Origin of the sequence: Natronolimnohabitans innermongolicus JCM 12255 (assembly GCF_000337215.1) — an archaeon.
GTDB classification, from domain to species: Archaea; Halobacteriota; Halobacteria; order Halobacteriales; family Natrialbaceae; genus Natronolimnohabitans; species Natronolimnohabitans innermongolicus.
In genome coordinates this window covers 1-20,693 of record NZ_AOHZ01000081.1, presented here as the reverse complement: position 1 = coordinate 20,693, position 20,693 = coordinate 1, and the positions used below count along the sequence as shown (strand labels likewise).

The 20,693-nt window shown below is 66.1% G+C and carries 22 protein-coding genes and 1 pseudogene; 9 read left to right on the top strand and 14 right to left on the bottom strand.

Annotation, left to right across the window (positions count from 1 at the left end):
- Positions 1-31: 31 nt before the first annotated feature.
- Entirely contained in the window at positions 32-994 is a 963-nt protein-coding gene (locus tag C493_RS16645; RefSeq protein WP_007260646.1) for a zinc-dependent metalloprotease, read from the bottom strand.
- 60 nt (positions 995-1,054) lie between these two features.
- A complete protein-coding gene (locus tag C493_RS16640) occupies positions 1,055-1,390 on the bottom strand; it encodes a hypothetical protein (protein WP_007260645.1) in 336 nt (111 codons plus the stop codon).
- Positions 1,391-1,546: 156 nt separating this feature from the next.
- Here C493_RS16640 and C493_RS16635 point away from each other — a divergent pair, with 156 nt between their 5' ends.
- The 4 genes from C493_RS16635 to C493_RS16625 all read left to right on the top strand — a co-directional run bounded on the left by C493_RS16635 (position 1,547) and on the right by C493_RS16625 (position 4,352).
- Entirely contained in the window at positions 1,547-1,774 is a 228-nt protein-coding gene (locus C493_RS16635; RefSeq protein WP_007260644.1) for an LSM domain-containing protein, read from the top strand.
- On the top strand, positions 1,771-1,947 hold the full coding sequence (locus C493_RS22310; RefSeq protein ID WP_005577453.1) for a 50S ribosomal protein L37e: 177 nt from the start codon (positions 1,771-1,773) through the stop codon (positions 1,945-1,947). The genes C493_RS16635 and C493_RS22310 overlap by 4 nt, the downstream gene beginning before the upstream one ends.
- Positions 1,948-2,293: 346 nt before the next feature.
- Positions 2,294-2,992, top strand: coding sequence for a DUF4013 domain-containing protein (locus tag C493_RS16630; RefSeq protein ID WP_007260643.1), 699 nt, complete (start codon positions 2,294-2,296; stop codon positions 2,990-2,992).
- A gap of 166 nt (positions 2,993-3,158) precedes the next feature.
- Positions 3,159-4,352: a threonine synthase gene (locus C493_RS16625; RefSeq protein ID WP_007260642.1), complete on the top strand. Its 1,194-nt coding sequence runs from the start codon at positions 3,159-3,161 to the stop codon at positions 4,350-4,352.
- Between the two features lie 52 nt (positions 4,353-4,404).
- Here the strand turns inward: C493_RS16625 and C493_RS16620 are convergent, their stop codons facing one another.
- The 3 genes from C493_RS16620 to C493_RS16610 form a co-directional block, all read right to left on the bottom strand.
- Positions 4,405-5,121 (bottom strand): DUF502 domain-containing protein, encoded by a 717-nt coding sequence (locus tag C493_RS16620; RefSeq protein ID WP_007260641.1) that lies wholly within the window; start codon positions 5,119-5,121, stop codon positions 4,405-4,407.
- A gap of 84 nt (positions 5,122-5,205) precedes the next feature.
- The gene (locus C493_RS16615) at positions 5,206-6,087 is read right to left on the bottom strand and encodes a proline dehydrogenase family protein (RefSeq protein WP_007260640.1); all 882 of its coding nucleotides are present in this window, start codon (positions 6,085-6,087) and stop codon (positions 5,206-5,208) included.
- Positions 6,088-6,141: 54 nt separating this feature from the next.
- Positions 6,142-7,143 carry an ABC transporter substrate-binding protein gene (locus C493_RS16610; RefSeq protein ID WP_152421188.1) on the bottom strand — a complete coding sequence of 334 codons (1,002 nt, stop codon included), beginning with the start codon at positions 7,141-7,143 and terminating at the stop codon, positions 6,142-6,144.
- Positions 7,144-7,430: 287 nt separating this feature from the next.
- On the opposite strand from C493_RS16610, the gene C493_RS16605 reads away from it, so the two are divergent.
- Positions 7,431-7,817 carry a MaoC family dehydratase gene (locus C493_RS16605; RefSeq protein WP_007260638.1) on the top strand — a complete coding sequence of 129 codons (387 nt, stop codon included), beginning with the start codon at positions 7,431-7,433 and terminating at the stop codon, positions 7,815-7,817.
- Positions 7,818-7,910: 93 nt separating this feature from the next.
- On the opposite strand, the gene C493_RS16600 is transcribed toward C493_RS16605, so the two are convergent.
- The 7 genes from C493_RS16600 to C493_RS16570 form a co-directional block, all read right to left on the bottom strand.
- Positions 7,911-8,105, bottom strand: coding sequence for a hypothetical protein (locus tag C493_RS16600; RefSeq protein ID WP_007260637.1), 195 nt, complete (start codon positions 8,103-8,105; stop codon positions 7,911-7,913).
- A gap of 121 nt (positions 8,106-8,226) precedes the next feature.
- Positions 8,227-9,222, bottom strand: coding sequence for an AIR synthase family protein (locus C493_RS16595; protein ID WP_007260636.1), 996 nt, complete (start codon positions 9,220-9,222; stop codon positions 8,227-8,229).
- 323 nt (positions 9,223-9,545) lie between these two features.
- The gene (locus tag C493_RS16590; RefSeq protein ID WP_007260635.1) at positions 9,546-10,202 is read right to left on the bottom strand and encodes a ribonuclease HI family protein; all 657 of its coding nucleotides are present in this window, start codon (positions 10,200-10,202) and stop codon (positions 9,546-9,548) included.
- Between the two features lie 671 nt (positions 10,203-10,873).
- A complete protein-coding gene (locus tag C493_RS16585) occupies positions 10,874-11,839 on the bottom strand; it encodes a phosphatase PAP2 family protein (RefSeq protein WP_007260634.1) in 966 nt (321 codons plus the stop codon).
- 104 nt (positions 11,840-11,943) lie between these two features.
- On the bottom strand, positions 11,944-12,363 hold the full coding sequence (locus C493_RS16580; RefSeq protein WP_007260633.1) for a DUF4870 domain-containing protein: 420 nt from the start codon (positions 12,361-12,363) through the stop codon (positions 11,944-11,946).
- 127 nt (positions 12,364-12,490) lie between these two features.
- Positions 12,491-13,495, bottom strand: a complete 1,005-nt coding sequence (locus tag C493_RS16575; protein WP_007260632.1) for a TIGR04024 family LLM class F420-dependent oxidoreductase — start codon at positions 13,493-13,495, stop codon at positions 12,491-12,493.
- A 199-nt stretch (positions 13,496-13,694) separates the two neighbouring features.
- Positions 13,695-14,471, bottom strand: coding sequence for an SDR family NAD(P)-dependent oxidoreductase (locus C493_RS16570; RefSeq protein WP_007260631.1), 777 nt, complete (start codon positions 14,469-14,471; stop codon positions 13,695-13,697).
- 216 nt (positions 14,472-14,687) lie between these two features.
- Here C493_RS16570 and C493_RS16565 point away from each other — a divergent pair, with 216 nt between their 5' ends.
- The 3 genes from C493_RS16565 (at position 14,688) to C493_RS16555 (ending at position 17,363) form a co-directional block, all read left to right on the top strand.
- Positions 14,688-15,914, top strand: a complete 1,227-nt coding sequence (locus C493_RS16565) for a lactate 2-monooxygenase (protein ID WP_007260630.1) — start codon at positions 14,688-14,690, stop codon at positions 15,912-15,914.
- A complete protein-coding gene (locus C493_RS16560; RefSeq protein ID WP_007260629.1) occupies positions 15,911-16,651 on the top strand; it encodes an HAD family hydrolase in 741 nt (246 codons plus the stop codon). Before C493_RS16565 ends, C493_RS16560 begins: the two co-directional genes overlap by 4 nt.
- A gap of 100 nt (positions 16,652-16,751) precedes the next feature.
- The gene (locus C493_RS16555; RefSeq protein ID WP_007260628.1) at positions 16,752-17,363 is read left to right on the top strand and encodes a TetR/AcrR family transcriptional regulator; all 612 of its coding nucleotides are present in this window, start codon (positions 16,752-16,754) and stop codon (positions 17,361-17,363) included.
- Between the two features lie 99 nt (positions 17,364-17,462).
- On the opposite strand, the gene C493_RS16550 is transcribed toward C493_RS16555, so the two are convergent.
- Positions 17,463-18,770, bottom strand: coding sequence for an MFS transporter (locus C493_RS16550; protein ID WP_007260627.1), 1,308 nt, complete (start codon positions 18,768-18,770; stop codon positions 17,463-17,465).
- 491 nt (positions 18,771-19,261) lie between these two features.
- Here C493_RS16550 and C493_RS16545 point away from each other — a divergent pair, with 491 nt between their 5' ends.
- Complete coding sequence (locus C493_RS16545; RefSeq protein WP_007260626.1) at positions 19,262-20,323, top strand: phosphotransferase family protein; 1,062 nt, start codon at positions 19,262-19,264, stop codon at positions 20,321-20,323.
- 44 nt (positions 20,324-20,367) lie between these two features.
- Here C493_RS16545 and C493_RS23895 read toward each other — a convergent pair.
- Positions 20,368-20,598 (bottom strand): annotated as a pseudogene (locus C493_RS23895) (IS200/IS605 family transposon protein TnpB); the annotation flags it as partial.
- Positions 20,599-20,693 lie beyond the last annotated feature (95 nt).

Here is a 20,693-nt window from a genome sequence, read left to right as displayed (position 1 = left end):
GCGCGACACGCCCAGCCGTCTATCGACGCGTTCAGGGGTCGACGCGCTCGAGCCACAGCCCCGGTGCGTCGAGTTCGTCCTGGGTCGGGAGCGCGTCGGGTCCCTCCCAGACCAGTCCGGCGGTCTCGAGGTCGCGTCGCTCGACGACCGTCTCGAAGAACTGCTTGCCGCGCTGGTACTGGCGTTCCTTGAGACCGAGGCCGAGCAGTCGGCGCAAGAGCTGCTGGAGCGGGCCGCGACCCTGTCGCCGAGCGTCGAGTTTCCGGCGCAGGTCCGCGTACTCGCCGTCGAAGGCGTGGTCCATCAGCAGTTCGGCGTAGCCCTCGACGACGGTCATCGTCGCGTCCAGTTCCCGGAAGGCGTCGCGGTCGAACGAGCCCTCCGAGAGCGTCGAAATGCCCTCTTCCATGCGGGCCTCGAGGTGGTCGGAGAGCCACGGCGCCGCGCCGAACTCCGCGGCGTGGGTGACCTCGTGGAACGCGATCCAGCGGCGGAAGCGCTCGGGATCGACCTCGAGGCTCTCCGCGGCGCTGAGGATGTTCGGGCGGACGAAGTAGAGCGCGTGGTCGTCTTCGGGCGTCTCGGCGAGTAAGAGCGGGTCGTACTGGCCGAGCACGTTTCGGCCGAGGAACGCGAGCAGCACGGTCATCGTGCCCGTGTTAATCGTCCGGGCGACGCCGGGGAACGCGCCGTCTGGCAGCTGGTGCTGAAGGGTGCCCATGACGCGCTCGAAGGTCGCGATGTTGGCGTCGATCCAGTGGTGACGGTTCTGGACTTCGATCGTGTCGGGGACGTCGAACGCCGCGCCGGAGACCTCGCGAATGCCCTCGCGGGCGTCGCGGACGTCGCGGGCGTAGGCCTCGCGTTCGCCCGGCTCGAGGTCGAGCGAGCCGGGATCGGTCACCGCCTTCGCGGCGTCGGCGGCCGACTCCCAGTCGATCATATCGTCGCCGGACGCCCCGGCGACGGCCCGGGCGCTGCGATAGAGATTCACGTCTCCGAGTACGGGCAGGGAGCGCAAAAGGGTTCGGTCGCCGCCCGCGCCGACCGGCGATCAGTTGACGATGACGTCGGGTTCGTCGTCGGCCTCGTCCTCGAGGTCCTCGTCGCCGCCGCGGAACTTCTTGGCGGCCGCGGCGATAGCGACGAGCACCACGAGCGCGACGGCGGCGCCGATGGCCTTACCCGAGCCGCCGTCGTCGGCCTCGTCTTCGTCGACGTCGAACTCGGTTTCGGCCTCGAACTCCGGCGTCTCGGCTCCGTCAGTGTCGGTTTCCGCGTCAGCGCCGGCGCTCGAGCCGAACGGGAGCGCGGTACCGAGCGAGCCCAGTCCGAGCTGGGGGTCGCCGTCCAGATGCAACTCGATGAGGGTGAAGTTCGTATCGCCCATAGCAGTTCCTGCAACGAGCGCCCACTTATCCGTTGGGTTCCGTTCCTGTTAGCGAGACGTCACCGTGGCTCGAATTCCGGTGAGTATCTCCGTCGGAGCGGTCGTCTCGAGCGCAGGACCGGTACGATTAAGTGTCCATCACCTGCGGTCTTTCGTATGAGTGGACGACCGCTGGACGTCCTCGAGGCGTCGCTCGGCGAACGCGTCACGGTACGACTCAAGAGTGGCGACGAGTACGTCGGCGATCTCGCCGGCTACGATCAGCATATGAACCTCGTGTTAGAGGACGTCACGATCCCCGTCGAGGGCGGAGTCGAGGACGAGGCGCCGGCCGAAGACACAACGATTATACGCGGCGATAACGTCGTTTCGATCACTCCATGACTGGCGCAGGAACCCCAAGCCAAGGAAAGAAGAACAAGACGACCCACACCAAATGTCGTCGCTGCGGAGAGAAGTCCTACCACACGAAGAAGAAGGTTTGCTCCTCGTGTGGCTTCGGCAAGTCGTCCAAACGACGCGACTACGAGTGGCAGTCGAAGGCCGGCGACAACTGAGCTGCACCGACGGATCTTCTCACCTTCTCGGTACACCGCTCCCCTCGAGCGACGCGTCTAGGTGGCCGCTTACCGACCGCTTTCGCACCGACTCCGCCTATCGAGTCGCACGGGTCGCATCCGGCCGACCTCCCGACTCGCGGTTTCGTACTCGACCTGACTCGAGGAGGCGGAACCGACCTCGGTAGTGCAGTCGGAATTCTGTCTATATCGATTCCAGTGATTCACAATTTCCGGTGCATAGGCCCCAACCTATCTAATTCTGGGCCTAACGCGAGTTTATATAGTTGTCAACCGTATACTACGATGACCGCGCTGGGAACGGCTGTCGGTCGAGGAGGAGACGATGCTTACCGACGCACTCACGTACCTAAAACACAGTACCGACGCCTGGAAGACCACGCTTATCGGCGGCCTGTTCGTGCTGCTGAGCGTATTTATCGTCCCCATGTTCTTCGTGTGGGGATACGTCGTCCGCGTGCTCGAGCGAACGGCTCGAGGGAACGACGAGGCGCCGACGTTCGACGACTGGCGCGAACTCACGGTCGACGGCGCGAAGGCGGTCGCGATCCTCGCCGCGTACGCGCTCGTCCCCATCGTTGTGGGCGGGCTCCTGTTCGGCGGCCTCTGGTTCGCGGTGGGAACCGACCCCGGAACGCTCGGCTCCGCCGCGATCGCGGTCGCGAGCCTCCTGATGCTCGCGCTCACGATTACGGTGGCCTACGTCGTCCCCGCGGCGCTGGCTCGCTTCGCGACCGAGGGCCGACTCCGCGCCGGCTTCGAGTTCGACGCACTGCGACCGAGCCTCGCGACGAGCACCTACGCGGTCGGCTGGCTGCTGGCGCTGGGGATCGTCTTCGCCGGTTCGCTGCTCGCCGGCCTGCTCGGCGAGGTGCCGGTCGTCGGCGCCCTGCTGGGCGCGATCGTCTCGTTCTACGCGCTCGTGGCCGCCTACTACGTCGTCGGGCAGACGTGGGCGGACCTCCACCCCGTCTCCCTCGAGGAGGGTCGGGAGGAACCGTCGTCCGAGCGACCCGCTGTCTGAATCGACCGCCCCGGTCCCGCGATCCGAACCGGCCTCTCGGTCCCGCGATCGCTTCGGCCCGCTTTTCCACCGCTTCGAATACGCCCGTCGAACGACGGCTCCGCGCCGCGAACGCCGTTCGAGCACCGATGGACAGCCATTAGTTCCGTCCCGCGAACAGTCGCCTATGGAGACGACGGACGCCTTCGCCGGCCTCGAGTGTGTCGACTGCGGGGGAACGTACGACGCCGCGAACGTATCCCATCGCTGTCCCGACTGCGACGGCTTTCTGGACCCGAGTTACGACTACGACGCGATCGATCTCGATCGCGAGACTCTCGCCGAGCGCCCGTTCGACTCGCAGTGGCGCTACGAGGAACTGCTGCCGTTTCCCCGCGAGTCGGCGGTGACGACCGACGAGGGCGCGACCGCGCTGGTCGACTGCCCCGATCTGGCCGACGAACTCGGCGTCGGCCGCGTGCTGATCAAGGACGAGGGCCGAAATCCGACCGGCTCGACGACCGATCGCGGCCAGTCGCTGACGGTCACCGCGGCCGCCCAGCACGACGCCGAGGCGGTCGCGCTCACCTCGACCGGCAACGACGGGCAGGCAGCCGCCGCCTACGCCGGCCGTGCCGGCCTCGAGTCGCACGTGTACGTTCCCTCGCGCTCGAGCTTTTCGAACAAGGCGATGATCAACGTCCACGGCGGCGACATGAACGTCGTGGGCGGCCGGTTCGACGACGCCGTCGGCGCCTACGAGGAGGCCATGGGCGAACACGACGACTGGTACTCGCTGCAGCCCTTCGAGACGCCCTACCGCCACGAAGGCGCCAAGACGACGCTCTACGAGATCGTCGAGCGCCTCGACTGGAACGTTCCGGATGCGATCGTGTATCCGACGGGCCTCGGCGCCGGCATCGTCGGCGCCCACAAGGCCGCGACGGAGCTGCTCGAACTCGGGCTCATCGACGAACTGCCGCCGCTGTACGCCGCGCAGGCCGACGGCTGTGCGCCGATCGTCGACGCGATCGAGAACGACCGCGAGGAGTCCGCCCCCGTCGAGACGCCCGACACGATCTGCGGCGAAATCGAGATCGCCGACCCGGCGGCCGGCCCGCTAGTGCTCGAAGCGATTCGCGAAACCGGCGGCGGCGCGGTCGCTACCGAGGATCCCGACGTCCTCGAGGCCGGCGTCCAGGTCGCCCAGCATACGGGCCTCGAGATGGCGCCGAGCCCGGCCGCAGCGGCCAGCGGCGCCTGGGAGCTCGCCGAACGCGGGACGTTCGACGACGACGAGACGATCGTCATCGTCAACACTGCAGCGGGGAACAAGGAGGGAGACGTGTTGCGAAGCCACCTGATGAGTCAGGGAATCTGAGGCTCTGAAAATCTGAAAATCTGAAACCCCCACGATCGAACCCGTTCGACCGTCAGTCGTCGTCGGCCCGATCCGAGTTACCGTCCTCGAGTCGTTTCGTCTGCGCTTCGTCGACGACGTCGATCGAAACGCCCGCCTCGAGTCCGCGATTGCGGTTGGAATCGCCGAAGCCCGCGCTCAGAACCCGCGTGAGGGCGTCTTCGACGTCCTCGTCGAGTTCGGAGATGCGTTCGGATTCGACTTCGATGACGAAGCCCGTCGTGATGTTCGGGGAGGTCGGAAGAAACAATACTTCGCGGCCGTCGTCGGTCGTTTTCCCCGTCTTGAACGCGGTCATCCGGAGTCCGTTCCAGGTCTCGAGTTTGACGGGTTTCTGGAGCGCTTCCTGTTCGCCGAAGGCGGTCTCGGCGGCCATCTTCGAGGCGTTGTAGACGACGCGCATCACGGGAACGCGGTTGGCGACGTTGTCGACGATCCGTTCGAAGAGTCCGCCGATGGTCGTCCGCATCAGGTAGCCGACGGAGAAGGTAAGAATCACGAGGACGGTCAACGCGACGACGACGCGAAGGAACTGTGCGAGCTGTTCGCGAGTCTGCTCGGCCTGCGAACCGTCGCCCGGAATAAGCGGCTCGAGGGCCTCGGGCTCCAAGATGAGGCCGGGCGTGAGTCCGGCTATAAGGCCGTAGAGCCAGTAGATGACGTAGAGAGTGACGAGGATCGGGCCGAGGACGATCAGCCCACTCGCGAAGTCCCGCTTCCACGAAGCCATGTACAGCAACTCACACCAGGGGCTAATGAGCCCTTCCTTTTATCCTCTTCCGTCTGAACCGAGTGGGGCGCCGCCAGACCGACGCTACCGGCCGAAAATAGCCCGTAGCGCGAAGCGGATATTTTCGGTCCGTTCGGTCATCCGCCGGTAGAAGTACGATTTCCATCGGTTGCCGTAAGGGACGTACTGATAGACGGGATACTCGCCGGCGAGATCGGTCTGTGCGTCCTCGCGGACGCCCATCAGCATCTGGATCTCGAAGTCGGTGCCGTGTTCTTCGTGGCGGTCGATCGCGTAGTCGATCATCTCGGGGTCGTGACTGCCGACCGCGATGCCGTCGTCGTAGTGATTGAAGGCGTACTCGAGCAGGTTCCGATACTCGCGGTCGATCCGATCGGCGTCCTGGTAAGCCACGTCGGCCGGCTCGTCGTAGGCGCCCTTGACGAACCGCACCTTGCCGGGCACGTCGGCGAGTCGTTCGACGTCTTCGCGGGTTCGCCGGAGGTTCGCCTGCACGCAGACGCCGATACCGCCGGCGGCGCCGTTGGCACCGTGACCCGACGCGGACCGCTCGCCGCCCCAGTGCTCTCGAGCGAGGGCCTCGAACGCGTCGAGCGTCGCGTCGGTCGTCGTGTGGTCTTCCATATCGATCCAGACGAAGACGCCGTGGTCGGCGGCGACCCCGACCACGTCGGCCAGCGTCTCGCGGAACACGTCCCCGCCGAGGTCGAGACCGAACTGGGACGGCTTGACCGAGATCGTCGCCTCGAGATCCGACCTCGCGATATCGCGGATCAGCGCGCGGTACTCCGCCGCGTCGGCGCGGACCGGCGGCCGCGTCTCGTAGTGTTCGCCGAGCAGATTGAGGATCCCCGCGACGTTGCGATCGTTGAGTTGCCGGACGTGCTCGAGCGCTACCGCGGACGTCTCGCTCGCGACGAACCGGTTCGCGATCGGCGGTATCATTCGGTACCACTGTTCGTGGTCCTCTCGTAAGGCAGTTTTCCGCCGACGGACCGTTCAGACGTACTCGTTAGTGATGTACTCGGTCCAGTCCCGTTGCTCGTCGAGGTAGCCGAGGTCGACTAGCTCGTCTAACGTCTCGTCGAACCGGTCCGTCTCGAACTCGAGTTGCCTGTAGAAATCGTACTCCGTCAGGTAGAACGCGTCGATGGCGGGTTCGGGGATGTCGAAGTGGTCGGCCGCCAGCGAGACGACCTCCGACCGATTCTCCTGGACGTACTCGAAGAACGAGGCGCAGTCGTCGGCCCACGCCGCGATGGCGTCATCTTTCTCCTCGAGCGAGTCGTTCGTCGCCGCGACGAACGAGAACGGGTACATCTCGTCCCACGCGTCGTGGCTGGTGAACACCTCGGTGAACCCTTCGTCCCGCGGCTCCGACGCGAACAGCGGCGGGTAGAACCCCGCGTCCATCCGGCCGTCCTCCAGTGCGGCCGTCGTGGCCGGAAACTCGAGTTCCATGAACTCGACGTCGTCGTCGGGATCGAGGCCGACCTCGGAGAACATCTTCACGTAGACCGCGTGCGTGGCAGTCCCCAGTGCGTTGATGCCGAGGGTCTGGCCCTCGAGGTCTTCGGGATCGGTGAGATCCGAGTCCGGCAGCGAGTAGACCGTCGAGCCGTAGTAGTCGGGGTGGGCGTCGTAGAAGTCCATCATGATTCCCGTGATTCCCCCCGGAACGGCGTCCTCCTCGATCGCGGAGCCGAAGCTGACGGTGGTCAGAAACGCCAGGTCGACCTCTCCCGAGGCCATCCCCATCACGGCGTCCGGCGTCCCCGAGACCTGGTTGACGTTCAGTTCGTACTCGTCGCCGTAATGCTCGAGTTCGTCCTGCAGTTCCGGAATCCCCTGAATCGATCCCAGCGCTTCGATCGGGACGACGTAGTTGTACTCCAGTGTCGGGATTCCGTTCCCGTTACCGCCGACACAGCCGGCGAGTCCGGCCAGTCCCCCCGCGGTCGCTACCCCTGCCGACTTGAGATACGTCCGTCGATCCATCATGTCCCTTGTCAACACTCCACTCACTCAAGAGATAAGCGTTACTGAACATGTTCGGCCGTCTGAATTTCAACGTTGAACCCGTCGTACGGTGACGCTCGTCTGGCGGGCAAAAGGGTCGCTCGAACGATACTCGCTGACCGGTTCGATCGGCGAACCGCCGAACGGACTCAAGAGTCGCTGCAGAAGGCGTCTCCACGACGACTCGAGTCACTCCGAACCCATCGTGACGTTCCCTCATCCCGACCGCTTTTGTAGTTTCGAGTGCGACGGTACGGCTACCGATTTCGATGACACGACCGACCGAGGGCGAAACGCGGACCTACGAGCGAACGTTCACCGTCGAGGACGTACAGCAGTTCGCAGAACTCACCGGGGACGACCAGGCCCGCCACACCGAGCCGGACGAGAACGGGCGCGTGATGGTACAGGGACTGTTGACCGCGACGCTGCCCACGAAACTGGGCAGCGACAACGAAGTGTTAGCCAGTACGATGGAGTTCGACTTCCGCCGACCCGTCTACACCGGCGAGACCATCAGCTGCCGGTCGACGTACGACGAGGTCGTCGAACGGGACGACCGCTACGAGTTCACGTCCGACGTCGTCTGCGAGAACGGCGACGGCGAGGTCGTCCTGACCTCGCGGACCGAGGGACTCATCTGGAAGGACGAGTAGCGCTATCCGAACGTGGTTCTCTTCGAACGTCGCGCATCGGATCGGACCGACGCCGAGACGAGCCACAGCGTCGCGCGTCTCACACCGGGACCGTCACGCCGACGAGTAGTCGGCTCTTCCCTCCTCCGCCGTCATGCGAACCCAGTATACCCGAGTGTAGGGAAGGTGGATGTAGCCGTCCTCGAGTTTGATCCGAAGCCCCTGGACTTTCCCCGAGTCGGTGATGTTGTCGGCGTCGACGGTCTCCTCGGCGGTGCCGTCCGGTCCCTCGTAGGCGATCGTCGCCATACCGGACGGAGCGCGCCCGTGCCAATAAGACGCATGCAAGCACGTACGCGCACCGCGACGCCGCCGTCTGCGAGTTCGCCCGCGGTCGCGACCGCGATCGAGTTCGATCTCGCGGCGTCGATCACGCGTCGCCGTCGGCCCGCTCCCAGAGCGGGTAGAGATCGTCCTCGATCGGCTCGGTGAGCGACTCGCCGTCCAGGACGAGTTCCGCGTCCCCGTCCGCACCCAACTCGTGAACCGTTCCGATCTCCGCACCCTCGAGTCCCGCGTCCTCGAGCGCCGCCAGACAGTCGTCGACCGCCGCGGACGGCACCGTCGCGAGCAACGCTCCGGAGCCGAAGATCCGCAGCGGATCGACGCCGGCGGCCGCACACAGCCGTTCGGTCTCCTCGCGGATCGGAACGGCGTCGCGATCCACCTCGAGTCGAACGTCCGACGCGCGGGCGATCTCGAGCAGGCCGGCCGCGACGCCGCCCTCCGTTGGGTCGTGCATCGCGGTCGCGTGCCCGCGAATCGCGCGCGCGTCGGGAAGGACGCTGAGCTCCTCGACGAACGCCTCGGCGCGCTCGCGGACGCCGTCATCGACGTCGAGGTCGTCGCCGAAGTCGGCCGCGAGAATGGCCGCCCCCTCGAGGCCCGCAGCCTTCGTCAGGAGGACCTTGTCACCGGGTTCGGCGCCGCCGGTCGGGACGAACGCCTCGGCGGTTCCGATCGCCGTCAGCGAGAGCAACGGTCGCTCGAGCTGGTCGACGTACTCAGAGTGACCGCCGACGATGGAGGCCCCGACGTCTCGCGCCGCGGCGTCGAGGTCTCGGGTGATCGCCTCGAGGTCCGTTTCCTCGTCGGGCAGCATGATGACGACGGTCAGCCAGCGCGGGTCGGCCCCGGAGGCGGCGACGTCGTTGGTGGCGATCGGGACGGCGAGCGAGCCGACGCCCTCGGCCGCCAGCGAGATCGGATCGGAGCTGACGACCAGCGTCTCGTCGCCGGGCGGCGCGATGGCGGCGGCGTCTTCGCCGTTCGCCGGTCCCTGCAGTACCGTCTCGTCCTCGGCGGCCGTTCCCGTGCGGCCGAAGACGTGTGCGAGCAAGTCGTCCGGACTCACCTTCCCGGGCATACCACGAACTGGGGGCATCTGCGGTTTGTAGCTGTCGGGCCGTCGGCGTCGGTTCGAGTACCGCGATGGCAGATACGATGGCGCCCTTCGTTCACTATAGGCGGAGGCGTTACCGCTCCGTTCTGCTCATCCGGCGTGCGGTGGCGCGTGCTGTCGGCTGGCCGAACGATAGTGAGGCCTGCCGATGACACGCGCGAGGGATGAGCGACCGAACGCAGTGAGGGAGTGAATCGGCTGGGGAGGACGAGGCAATTCCTTGTGGCCACGAGAGCAGCGTCTCCTCATTTCGTTCATACCTCCACGAATATCGCATTCACTCACGATCAGGGTCCGAAGGCTGCGATATCGGCGCCCACCGTCGCCAGTGCGTCGGCGGGGTTCGGGTCGCTGTCGGCCAGATGCGTGTACCGATGCTCCGGGATACTCGAGAGTGCCGTCGCGACGGCCTCGCTGTACCTCTCGACGCCGGGTTCCGTCGGCTCGTCGCCGCCCCAGACGTCTCGGATGACCGTCATCGAGTCGATGCGAACTTCGAGTCGGCGCGGCTCGTAGCGAGCCACCAGTTCGGCGAGTCCGAGCTGGAGGGCGACGTACTCGGCGGTGTTGTTCCCCGCCCGGGAGCCGACGGGGCGGCCGAGACGAGCGAGTTGATTCTCCGAAGCGTCCATGATAACGGCGCCAGCCCCCGCGGGACCGGGGTTGCCGCACGAACTGCCGTCGACGTAGCAGACGAACGCGTCGCTTGTCGGCTCGGGCTCGGGGACGGCCGGCCGACTGAGTCCCGACTCCAGTACGTCCTCGAGCGCGCACCGCAACTCGTCCCGGGTAGTTTCGGGATCGAAGAGCCCGCCGTAGCCGGGGACGGCGTCGTCGACGGCCTCGGTGGCGGCCGCCACCTCGTAGCCGACGCCCGCGAGCACCTCGTCGACGAGCGCGGCGAGCGGCGAGAGGTGTTCGGCCGGGAGGGAGTCGTCGGTCACGCCTGTCCCTCCGGGCTTCGGTCCCGGGCCCGCATACCCTCGGTCCCGGACGATTTCGTCGGGTGGTCGCACGGCTGCATATCGGGCCTCGGCGCTCGAGCGGGATAATCCCTTCAGGTGGCACGGGAACAGGCCGTGGTGGAGTCGACCCTGAACACACCGCCATACTGTGGCTGCTGAATAGTGAGGATTGTTGCACGACGATGAATGTATTTTCGCTGGCTCCACCGCGTCGCTCCCGAGCGATCGTTTGTAGACGACTGTCGCTCTCCGAAGACCTCCACGGTACTTATTGTGAGGGTTGAAGTTGCTGGCTCCCCTTACCGAATAGGAGGTGCTCGCTATGGGCGACCACAATCGGCTTGTGGCCGTCTGTGAAGAGTGTGAGTCGGTATACGCGGCGAAAGAGTGCTCTAATGGTCGGATTCGCCCAATAGGTGTTGACTCCTGTTTGTGTGGGTCCAGCACGTTTCGGCCACGTCACTGAACGGTACCGCACTCAATCAGCACACGCACCTCGTTATTTCGAGACCGGTCTCGAAACTTTCACGATCAGTACCGAGTCTGTCCTGTCCGATAGGCCGCTTCGGGCGAACACAGAGCGCAATTCACCAACGAATACCGAGCGGACGCTACCACCGACGAGGAAACAGCAGTGTCGGAACTGACCGTCACGCACCGCCTCGAGCCGGGTCCAGACCGAGCGTCGCCGCGAACTCGTCTCGAGTCGGCACGACGTGGGGAAGCGCGATGATCGCGCCGAAGGCGACGGCCGCCCAGCACATCGTCACGAGGGGGTGCGTGATCGTCGTGTGGATCGCGTACGTCACGCCGACGACGGCGAGCACGGCTGTGAAGGTCCCGACGCGGCCGAGCGCGTCGCGGGCGTACCGCCACTCGGTGGCCCGGCCGACGCGCCAGGCGAGTAGGCCGCCGACGGCGCCGCCGAAGGCGAGGACGCGATTCGAACCCTGAATACCGTCCCACGTCGGGACGCCGAATCCGTTGCTGCGCAGCCAGACGCTGGCGAACGCGACGACGAGCGCGACGACGAACATCGCGCCGACGCCGTCGTCGAAGACGCGCCGACAGAGCAAGACAACGCCGACCAGCCCCAGTCCGAGGGCGATCCCGCCGACGACGTCGATCGGGTAGTGGACGCCGAGCCCCAGCCGGGTAAAGCCGATGGTGGCGATGGCGAAGCCGCCGACGAGCGCGCGCCGGCGGAGCGTGCTGATCCGAAGGTCGACGATCAGCAGGCCGATGATCACCGCCGGCACCATCGCGTTGCCGCTGGGAAAACTCGTCGAGGAGATGGCCGTCGCATGGCCGTACCACGTCGAGTACAGTTCGGGGAACACCTCGGCACCGACGGCGGGATCGACGTCCGGCCGCGTCGCCGAGTTCAGCGATTTGATGCTCGCCATCAACCCGTAGTAGGCGAAGAAGGCGGGGATCAGCGCGCCCAGCCGATCCGGTGCCCACCAGTAGGCGAGGATGATAGCCGGGACGATCACGAAGACGCTCCCGATATACGTCGTCGGAACGAGCAGCGCGCCGAGCCACTCGGGTATCGCCTCGACGATCGCCTCGAGGAGTTCTGGCTCCAGTACCGGATGTCGCCGACCACTGAACATAGCGTACAGTAAGGCGAGAAGTTTTACTTGCTTCAACGTTCCGAATGAACGCTATTGTGGGCGACGGCCTCGAGTCGTGTGTCGCTGCAATCGAGCCGCTCCCCTCAAAAGGTCCGCGAGACGTCCGTCGACTCTGTTACCCGGATCGCGACGGGGTACTCCCACTGCTCGCCCCGGAGCGCTCGGACGGCGGCGACGGCACAGAACAGCAGATTGGCGCCGAGGACGAGTACGCCGAGGACGGAACTCCAGAGGACGAACAGGGAGTCGCTCGTGAGGGACGTCGCGACGACGAGCGCGCCGGCCACGTACGCGACGATGCCGACCGTGAGCTGCCAGTTCAACGCGTTTCGCGCGTGTTCTTTCGCGTACTCGCTTCGCGAGAGCCACATGACCAGCAGGGGGCCGACGATCCACGTCACGAGCGCCAGCAGATGCGTGCCGGCCGCGAGCGTCCGCACCACGGTCGACTGCGAGCGCGTCGCGGCCGTCTCGACCGACGGAGTCGCTGTATCGGGGACCATTCCTCTCGCGAAGCAAGGTGTCAGCGCGTTTTGATTCTATCGATACCGTTCGGCCGTCGATTCGTCTCATCTCGAGCCGGCGGCGACTCGAGACGACGCGAAACGAGCCCGCACCGTCCCGTCCGGCTCAGGCCGCGTCGGGCGCCATCGCATCCATCGTCTGGCGAACCTCGTCCTCGTCGGCGCCCCGCGGGAAGCTCACCGCGACGGCGTCGATGCCGTCGACGGCTTCGTAGCGCTCGAGTCGCTCGCGAGCGGTTTCCGGGTCGCCGAAGGCACAGAGGTCCTCGAGGATGTGCTCGTCGACCAGTTCGAGAGCGCGCTCGCGGTCGCCGTCCTGCCAGGCGTCGTGGACCTCGGTGGCCTCGTCGTAGCCCTGTCGCTCGAGCGCGTCGCGGTAGAAGGTGCCCATCCCGCCGACGTAGAACGCGAGGTGCTGGCGGGTGAGTTCGCGGGCGCGTTCGGCGTCCTCGAGGGCACAGCAGGTGACGCCCGCGGTGACGTGGACGTTGTCGGGGTCGCGGTCGCCGAGTTCGGCGCCGCGTTCGATGTCCTCGATTCGGTCTGCGGTCCCCTCGGGCGTGAGCATGATGCCGTGCCAGCCGTCGGCGAAGCGGCCGGCGAGTTCGACGGCCTTCGGACCCATGCCGGTGACCTCGACGGGCGGCTGTTCTTCCGGCGGGTCACAGCGCAGGCGGAATCCGGAGAGATCGAAGTCGTCGCCGTCGTAGTCGACGGGGTCGCCCGACAGGACCTCGCGGACGATTTCGACCGTTTCGCGGGTCCGCCGGAGCGGGTTGCCGTACTCCACCCCGTGCCAGTTTTCGATGACGACGGGGCCGCTGGGACCGAGTCCGAGACGGAATCGGCCGTCGGAGACCTCCTGTAGCGTCGCCGCGGTCTGGCCCAACAGTGCGGGCGAACGCGAGTAGGTGTTGAGGATGCTCGAGCCGACGTCGATCTCGTCGGTGCGTTCGGCCATCGCGGTCAGGACGGTAACGCCGTCTCGGCCCCACGTCTCCGGGAGCCAGGCGCAGTCGTAGCCGCCGTCTTCGGCGCGCTGGGTGTAGTCGACGATCGAGTCGACGGTCGGCTGTGCGGCGACCGGAAGGTGTACGTCTCTGTCAGTCATCGTCACTCACAGACGGTCGCCGGCCTTTTGGGTGTATGGAAACCGGCGGCGACGGACTCCGCGTTGTCGCCGTGTGCGACCGGTTCTATCAGCGGTATCGAACACGAAAAATGAAACTGGTCTCGAGCGCCGAGCCCCACCCGGCGAGGTCGCGACGGCGGGCACCGTCGTGAGTGGCGACGAAGCGAGTCGTCGCCGCTTAGGTGTCTCGCGCTTCGCCCATCGTCGGCTTGCCCTTGATCGTGATCGTCTCGCCGACGATGTAGGAACTGGCCGGACTGGCGAGGAACTGGGTCAGGTCCGCGACCTCCTCGACGGTACCGATCTGGCGGTCGACGGCGGTGCGATCGATGTCGTCGGCGGTGATACCCATCTGGCTCGCGACGCCGGGCGTCGCGACGAGCCCCGGCGCGATGCAGTTGACGCGGACGTCATCTGCGGCCCACTCGTAGGAGAGCGTCGACGTGAAGTTGACGACCGCCGCCTTGGCCGCGCCGTAGGGGCTCATCTGGGGGGAGCCGTCCTGTCCGGCGACGCTGGCGAAGTTGATCACCGTGCCGCCGCCGTCTTTCAGGTACTCCGCGGCGGCGTGGGTGCAGTGGTAAGTTCCGTTGATGTTGATGTCGATGATCGTCTTCCAGCCGTTCGGCGAGATGTCGTCGAAGTCGGCCATGAACGAGGCGCCGGCGTTGTTCACGAGAATGTCGATGCCGCCGAACTCCTCGACGGTGGCCTCGACGAGCGCGTCGACGGCCTCGCGGTCGGTCACGTCGCACTCGACGGCCAGCGCGCTACCGGGCGCCTCGCTCTCGTTGATCTCCTCGGCGACGGGGTCGACATTCGCCTGCTCGCGCGAGCAAACGACGACGTCGACGCCGTCCTCGGCGAACTGGTTCGCGATCCCCCGACCGATCCCGCTCGAGGCACCCGTCACGATGGCGACCTCGCCGTCGACGCTGAACTGGTCGGTACTCATACTCGCTCACCTGTGACCGGTGGTTTCGATGTTACCATTGTTAGATCCATTCGTCGATATGCAACGTCTGTTAATAAAGGTGCGTGTAGATACCGTACCGTTAAGTGGTTGGCAATCGCTGACACAGACACGCAGACAGCGGCGGGCTCGAGTGACTCCGGCGGCGAATCGGTGCGTCGCTCGCGGTTTCACGATCGAGTCGCCGCGAGACAAGCCATGACAGACGAGACAGCAGACGATCCACAGGACACTCCACAGTACGGACCGCAGCGCCAGCAAGACGTCTACCGGACGGGCATGCTCGAGGGCGAACGACCCGAGTTCCCGGTCGCCTACGAGGACCTCGTCGAGCGCGCCCGCGAGGAACTGAGCGAGGAGGCGTTCGCCTACGTCGCGGGCGGGGCGGGCTCGGAGACGACGGTTCGAGCAAACGACCGCGCGTTCGACGACTGGCAGATCGTTCCGCGGATGTTGCGGGATATTTCGACCCGCGACCTCTCGATCGACCTCTTCGGGCGCGAGTACCCCGCGCCCGTCTTGCTCGCGCCGATCGGCGTCCAGGGAATCCTCCACGACGAGGCCGAACTGGCCGTCGCCCGCGCGGCCGGCGAGTTCGACGTTCCGATGATCCTGAGCTCCGTCTCCTCGCAGCTGTTCGAGGACGTCGCCGACGAACTCGGCGACAGCCCGGGTTGGTTCCAGCTCTACTGGAGTTCCGACCGCGACGTGGCCGCGAGCTTCCTGGAGCGAGCCGAGGACGCGGGCTACGAGGCCGTCGTCGTTACGCTCGACACGCCCAAGATGGGCTGGCGCGAGCGCGACATCGAACTCGGCTACCTTCCCTTCCTGCAGGGCCAGGGCCTCCAGAACTACTTCGAGGATCCGGCCTTCCGCGACCGGCTCGAGGCGGACGATCCGTGGGCCGACCCCGAGGCCGCGATCGAGTCCTGGCACGAGTGTTTCGGCGACGCCTCGCTGACCTGGGACGACCTCGAGTGGCTCGAGGAACAGACCGACCTCCCGGTGCTCCTGAAGGGGATTCTCCATCCCGACGACGCCCGCGAGGCGATCGAACGGGGCGCCGACGGCGTCATCGTCTCGAACCACGGCGGCCGACAGGTCGACGGTGCGATCCCCGCGCTGGACGCGCTGCCGGACGTGGTCGACGCCGTCGAGGACGCGACCGGCGACGGCGAGGATGCGCCGGTGCTGTTCGACAGCGGCGTCCGCCGTGGGAGCGACGTCTTCCGTGCGGTCGCACTCGGCGCCGACGCGGTGTTGCTCGGGCGGCCCTACGCGCTCGGGCTCGGCGTCGGCGGCGAAGACGGCGTCCGCGCGGTCCTCGAGAACCTGCTCGCCGACGTCGATCTCACGGTCGGGCTGGCCGGCTGTGCGAGCATCGACGAGGTCGACCGCTCGACCGTCCGGAGGGCCGAGCGATGAGCGACGTCGACGGCGCTGACGCGGCTGGCGCCGACGCCGAGGCGCCCGCCGAGTGGGAGGCCGTCTTCTGGGACATCGGCGGCGTCATCCTCGAGCTCGAGTCGGTCCAGAGCGCCCACGCGTCGTTCGTCGAGGGGTTGGTCGACGAACACGGCCTCGAACTGGCCGTCAGCGACGCCGTCGAACGGTGGCGGTCGGCCGTCGGCGACCACTTCCGCGAGCGCGACGGCACCGAGTTTCGCTCGGCTCGCGAGGGGTACGCGACGGGCGTCGAAGAGCTCGTCGGCGATGACCTGTCCCGAGCGGAGTGGGAACCCGCGTTCGAGGACCAGGTCGAATCGTCGATCGAACCGATCGACGGCGCGCCCGAGACCATCGAAGCCCTCGCCGAGCGAGACCTCCACGTCGGCGTCATCAGCGACGTCGACGACGACGCCGGGAAGGGGATGCTCGAGACGTTCGGCGTCCGCGAGCACTTCGACTCGATCACGACCTCCGAGGAAGTGGGGCGGACGAAGCCCGATCCGGCCATGTTCGAGACCGCGCTCGAGAAGGCCGACGTGGCCCCTGAACGGTCGCTGATGATCGGCGACCGCTACGATCACGACGTTCGCGGCGCCGACGAGATGGGGATGCACGGTGTGGCTTTCGGCGCTGACGACGGCCCCGCGGTCGCCTATCGAATCGAACGCATCGAGGAAATCCTCGAGATCGTCGACGGTGAGGGCGACGGCTGACTCGAAGCGCACGAGGCTCGCAAGGGGCGTTTCGGGATGCAGCGGCTGATTCGATCGATACCCAAACCTTTTCCGACCGTTTTGCGACGGAACGTCTGTAATGGCGGCCACCGACGACTCCGTCGACACCGAGGAGGCGATCATGCGCGCGACCTACCGGGCGATGTGTACCCACGGCTACGCCAACCTCACGATGCAGGCCATCGCGGACGAGTTCGACAAGACGAAGGGCGTTCTCCACTACCACTACGACACCAAGGAAGACCTGCTCGTCGCCTTCCTCGAGTACCTTCTCGACGCCTTCGAAGAAACGATCGCCGTCGACGAAGCCGTCGCTCCAGACGACCGCCTCGAGGAGTTTATCGACACGCTGCTGTTCGGTCCGCCCGAACGAAGCACGTTCGACCACTGGGAGCTGACGACCGCGATGCTCGAGGTGCGCACGGAAGCGCCACACAACGCGGAGTTTCGCCGCCAGCTGAGCCGCAACTACGAGACCGTCGAGGCGACCGCCGTCGCTATCGTCGAAGACGGCATCGAACGCGGCGTCTTTCGGGACGTCGATCCCGAGGGAGTCGCGACGTTGCTGCTCGCCGGGATCAACGGCGCGCGGATCTACCAGGTGACCCTCGAGCGCGACGACGTCGCCGAGCGCGCCGCGACGGTCCTCCGGTCGATCGTGCGCGAGTGGCTCTGTCAGGAGTCGAACTGACGCCTTTCGATCGGCCTCATACGGATTACTGTCCCGATGTCCCGGCGCAACCGCTGCCCGGGTCGCGGGTGCGCCGGACCTGACGGACAGGAAACCGTCTCAGTCGGCGTGCTCGGACCGTCCCGTTCCCGTGCTCCTGGCGGCCGCTTCACTCTCGAGGTAGCCGACGTCCGGGAGGAACTGGCCGGTCTCCCGGTAGAGACCGCCGAGGAGGATGGCGCCGGCGACGACCGGAAGGATCGCGCAGGCGAGGTACACCGGCCCGAAGCCGACGACGTCGACGATCGGCAGCGAGACGATCGGCCCGAGACCGCCGCCGACGTCGCCGAGGACGTTGTTCGTCCCGACCGCCCGCCCCATTCGATCGTCGGGCGTGAGGTCGGCGAGCAGCGCCATCAACGGGCCGCTCGTCCCGCCCTGACCGGCACCGATTAGCAGACACGCAGCCGTCAGCGTCGCGACCGAGTCGGCGGTCGCGAGCAGAACGAATCCGACGAACGTGGTGCCGAGGAAACACAGCAGCGTCGGAACCCGCGAGCCCGTTCTGTCGCTGATCGTCCCGCCGAGGAACATGAAGACTCCCGCCGAGACGACGGTCATCGCCATGAAGATCCCCGACGACGCCTGCGCGTCGAAGCCGAAGACGCTGAGCTCGTTCGTCTGCAAGAAGAGCACGAGCGTCGCGAACAGGGCGCCGATGTAGGCGAACAGGACCGCGAAGTTCACCAGTCCGACCGTCAGCGCGGGGATGCTGGTGTCGACGTCGAACACCGAGACCGATCGGTGCTCGTCCCCGTCGACGTGGGTCTCCGGAATGCTCGCGTAGGCGATCGCGGTCGCGAGAATCGCGAACACGGTCGCAACGGCGAACGCGAGCACCTCGCCGCCGAACTCGGTGATGAGGCCGCCGATGACGATGCCGCTCGGGAATCCGAAGAGGACGCCGCCGCGGATGAGCCCCATGTTCGCCCCCCGAGAGCCGCCGTCGCTGACGTTGGCCGCGATCGTGTACGCGGTCGCGAAGACCGCCGCGCTGCCGAGACCCCAGACGAGCCTCGAGCCGAGGAACCACGCCTCGGGGACGTCCGGGAGGAACCAGAACTCGGGTCTGGCCGCGACCATGGCGACGACGTAGCCGAACGTCGCCACGCTCTGGATGAGCATCCCGACTACGAACGGCGTTCGCGTACCGATGCGGTCGACGAGAACGCCCGCGGGCGCGTTCGCGACCAGCCTCGAAAACCGGTTCGCGCTGAGGATGATACCGACGAGGACCGGCGAGATGCCGAGAACGACGCCCAGGTTCGGCAGGATCGGAAAGATGACGCCGCCGCCGAAGCCGACGAAGAACGTACTGAGAATAACGGCACCGACGACGAGGGTGCGATTCGTCTCCGTCCCGCTCACGCCGTCTCCCCACCGGTCGATCGATCGGTTCGAACACTCGCAGTCATCTCAGCCGCGCGCACCTCGGTTCCGTTCGCGGTTCGTTCGACTCGCCGTGCGCTCGAGGCGAACGGCGGCCGACGACGTCGATAGCCGGACCGCTCGGTCCGACCAACGAAAAGGTATTCATCTGACTAACTAGTTAGTCAAATTCGGGCAAAAGCGTTCCGGGAGACGCCGTCACACGGGTTCGAGTCGCTCACACGCTCGAGCGTGTGTGATCGTCGGTAAGATCAAACCGCCCGATTTCGGCGCCCACAGCGCTCAGCAGGCGGTTGAAACGCTACTCGAGTAGTTTGCGTTGTGCGTGGTTATGACACGCACTATATAAACAATGTACGGAACCGAACGTGGCGAAACTATTTTCGTAAAGGAGAGTCGCTATAGTACTGTCCACAAATGTCGCGTTCGCATCGCCAGCCGACGGAGCCCGCCGTACTGACACAGAGACTATGAGCGAGACCTACTACGAACGACTCGTCGACGAAGAGGCGCTGGTCGCCTACCTCACGGAGCACCTCGGCACGGTCGACGACTACGAGATCGATCGCCACCAGGAGGGCCACTCCAACGAAACGCTGTTCGTCACCTGGGGTGACGAGGACCTGGTCATCCGGCGTCCGCCGCCGGGCGAAACGGCCGATACGGCCCACGACGTGCTCCGCGAGCACCGCGTGACGGCCGCGCTGGCCGACACCGACGTGCCCGTCCCCGAGACGAAAGTCGCCTGCGACGACCACGACGTCATCGGCAGCGACTTCTACGTGATGGAGCGCCTCGAGGGCGACGTGCTCCGCGACGAGGAGCCGGAGCGGTTCGCCGCGCCCGAACACCGCGAGCGAATCGGCGAGGAACTCGTCGACACGCTCGCGAAGATCCACCGCCTCGATTACGAGGAGATCGGGCTCGGCGAGTTCGGCCGACCCGAGGGCTACACGCAACGGCAGGTCGACCGCTGGGGCAAACAGCTCTCGTGGGCGTTCGACGTCACCGAGGACGAACGGGAAGTGCCAACCCTCCACGAGGTCGGCGACTGGCTCCGGGACAACGTTCCCAAGGACCACCCCCACGCGCTGGTCCACGGCGACTACAAACTCGACAACGTCATGTTCGCCCCCGGCACGCCGCCGACGCTCAACGCCGTCTTCGACTGGGAGATGGCCACGCTCGGCGATCCGCGGGCCGACCTGGGCTGGATGCTTTCGTACTGGCGCGACGCGAAAGACCCCGAGCCGTCGATGCCGGAGCTCAACACCCGGTTCATGGAACGGGAGGGGTACTCTACGCGCGTCGAACTCGTCTCCCGCTGGGAGGAGCTCACCGGCCTCGAGTTCGAACACGAGCGGTTCTACCGCACGCTCGCCGTCTACAAGCTCGCCGGCCTCGGCGAGATGTTCTTCCGGCGCTACCTCGAGGGCAACAGCGACAACCCGATGTACCCGAAGATGGAAGAACGCGTACCCGCGCTCGCCGCGCGCGCAGAGCGGATTATCGAGGGCGAGGAACCGCTTTGACATCCACCCACGACTGAAGTCGTGGGATTCCTCTCGTGGGAGTCTCAGTCGTTCTGAGCTTCTCCGAGAGCGATATTCCCGCTTGACGCGGTACTTTGGTTTGTGTNATGTTCCCGCCAGTTGTGATTGTTCCACTTGAGGTACACGGGCCGTGCCATCGGCCTTCCTTCTGTTGTCTGTCGTCTCAGGAACGATTTTGACGCTACGAGGCCTGCATGTCCTTCGAATCCACACGGACACGTCAACGAGTCCTCGTGGCGTACTGGCCTTCGAGTTTGCCTGTGTCTGCGTCCCAGACGGATTCGTCGTTGAGGAAGGCTTGGCGGCGAGCGTAGTTGGTCTCGTTCCAGAGACTGGCAGAAGCGTCCAA

Coding starts and splice junctions, on each gene's coding strand:
- C493_RS16640 (WP_007260645.1), bottom strand. CDS start 1,390: ATGGGCGATACGAACTTCACCCTCATCGAGTTGCATCTGGACGGCGAC.
- C493_RS16635 (WP_007260644.1), top strand. CDS start 1,547: ATGAGTGGACGACCGCTGGACGTCCTCGAGGCGTCGCTCGGCGAACGC.
- C493_RS22310 (WP_005577453.1), top strand. CDS start 1,771: ATGACTGGCGCAGGAACCCCAAGCCAAGGAAAGAAGAACAAGACGACC.
- C493_RS16630 (WP_007260643.1), top strand. CDS start 2,294: ATGCTTACCGACGCACTCACGTACCTAAAACACAGTACCGACGCCTGG.
- C493_RS16625 (WP_007260642.1), top strand. CDS start 3,159: ATGGAGACGACGGACGCCTTCGCCGGCCTCGAGTGTGTCGACTGCGGG.
- C493_RS16620 (WP_007260641.1), bottom strand. CDS start 5,121: ATGGCTTCGTGGAAGCGGGACTTCGCGAGTGGGCTGATCGTCCTCGGC.
- C493_RS16615 (WP_007260640.1), bottom strand. CDS start 6,087: ATGATACCGCCGATCGCGAACCGGTTCGTCGCGAGCGAGACGTCCGCG.
- C493_RS16610 (WP_152421188.1), bottom strand. CDS start 7,143: ATGATGGATCGACGGACGTATCTCAAGTCGGCAGGGGTAGCGACCGCG.
- C493_RS16605 (WP_007260638.1), top strand. CDS start 7,431: ATGACACGACCGACCGAGGGCGAAACGCGGACCTACGAGCGAACGTTC.
- C493_RS16600 (WP_007260637.1), bottom strand. CDS start 8,105: ATGGCGACGATCGCCTACGAGGGACCGGACGGCACCGCCGAGGAGACC.
- C493_RS16595 (WP_007260636.1), bottom strand. CDS start 9,222: ATGCCCGGGAAGGTGAGTCCGGACGACTTGCTCGCACACGTCTTCGGC.
- C493_RS16585 (WP_007260634.1), bottom strand. CDS start 11,839: ATGTTCAGTGGTCGGCGACATCCGGTACTGGAGCCAGAACTCCTCGAG.
- C493_RS16580 (WP_007260633.1), bottom strand. CDS start 12,363: ATGGTCCCCGATACAGCGACTCCGTCGGTCGAGACGGCCGCGACGCGC.
- C493_RS16575 (WP_007260632.1), bottom strand. CDS start 13,495: ATGACTGACAGAGACGTACACCTTCCGGTCGCCGCACAGCCGACCGTC.
- C493_RS16570 (WP_007260631.1), bottom strand. CDS start 14,471: ATGAGTACCGACCAGTTCAGCGTCGACGGCGAGGTCGCCATCGTGACG.
- C493_RS16565 (WP_007260630.1), top strand. CDS start 14,688: ATGACAGACGAGACAGCAGACGATCCACAGGACACTCCACAGTACGGA.
- C493_RS16560 (WP_007260629.1), top strand. CDS start 15,911: ATGAGCGACGTCGACGGCGCTGACGCGGCTGGCGCCGACGCCGAGGCG.
- C493_RS16555 (WP_007260628.1), top strand. CDS start 16,752: ATGGCGGCCACCGACGACTCCGTCGACACCGAGGAGGCGATCATGCGC.
- C493_RS16545 (WP_007260626.1), top strand. CDS start 19,262: ATGAGCGAGACCTACTACGAACGACTCGTCGACGAAGAGGCGCTGGTC.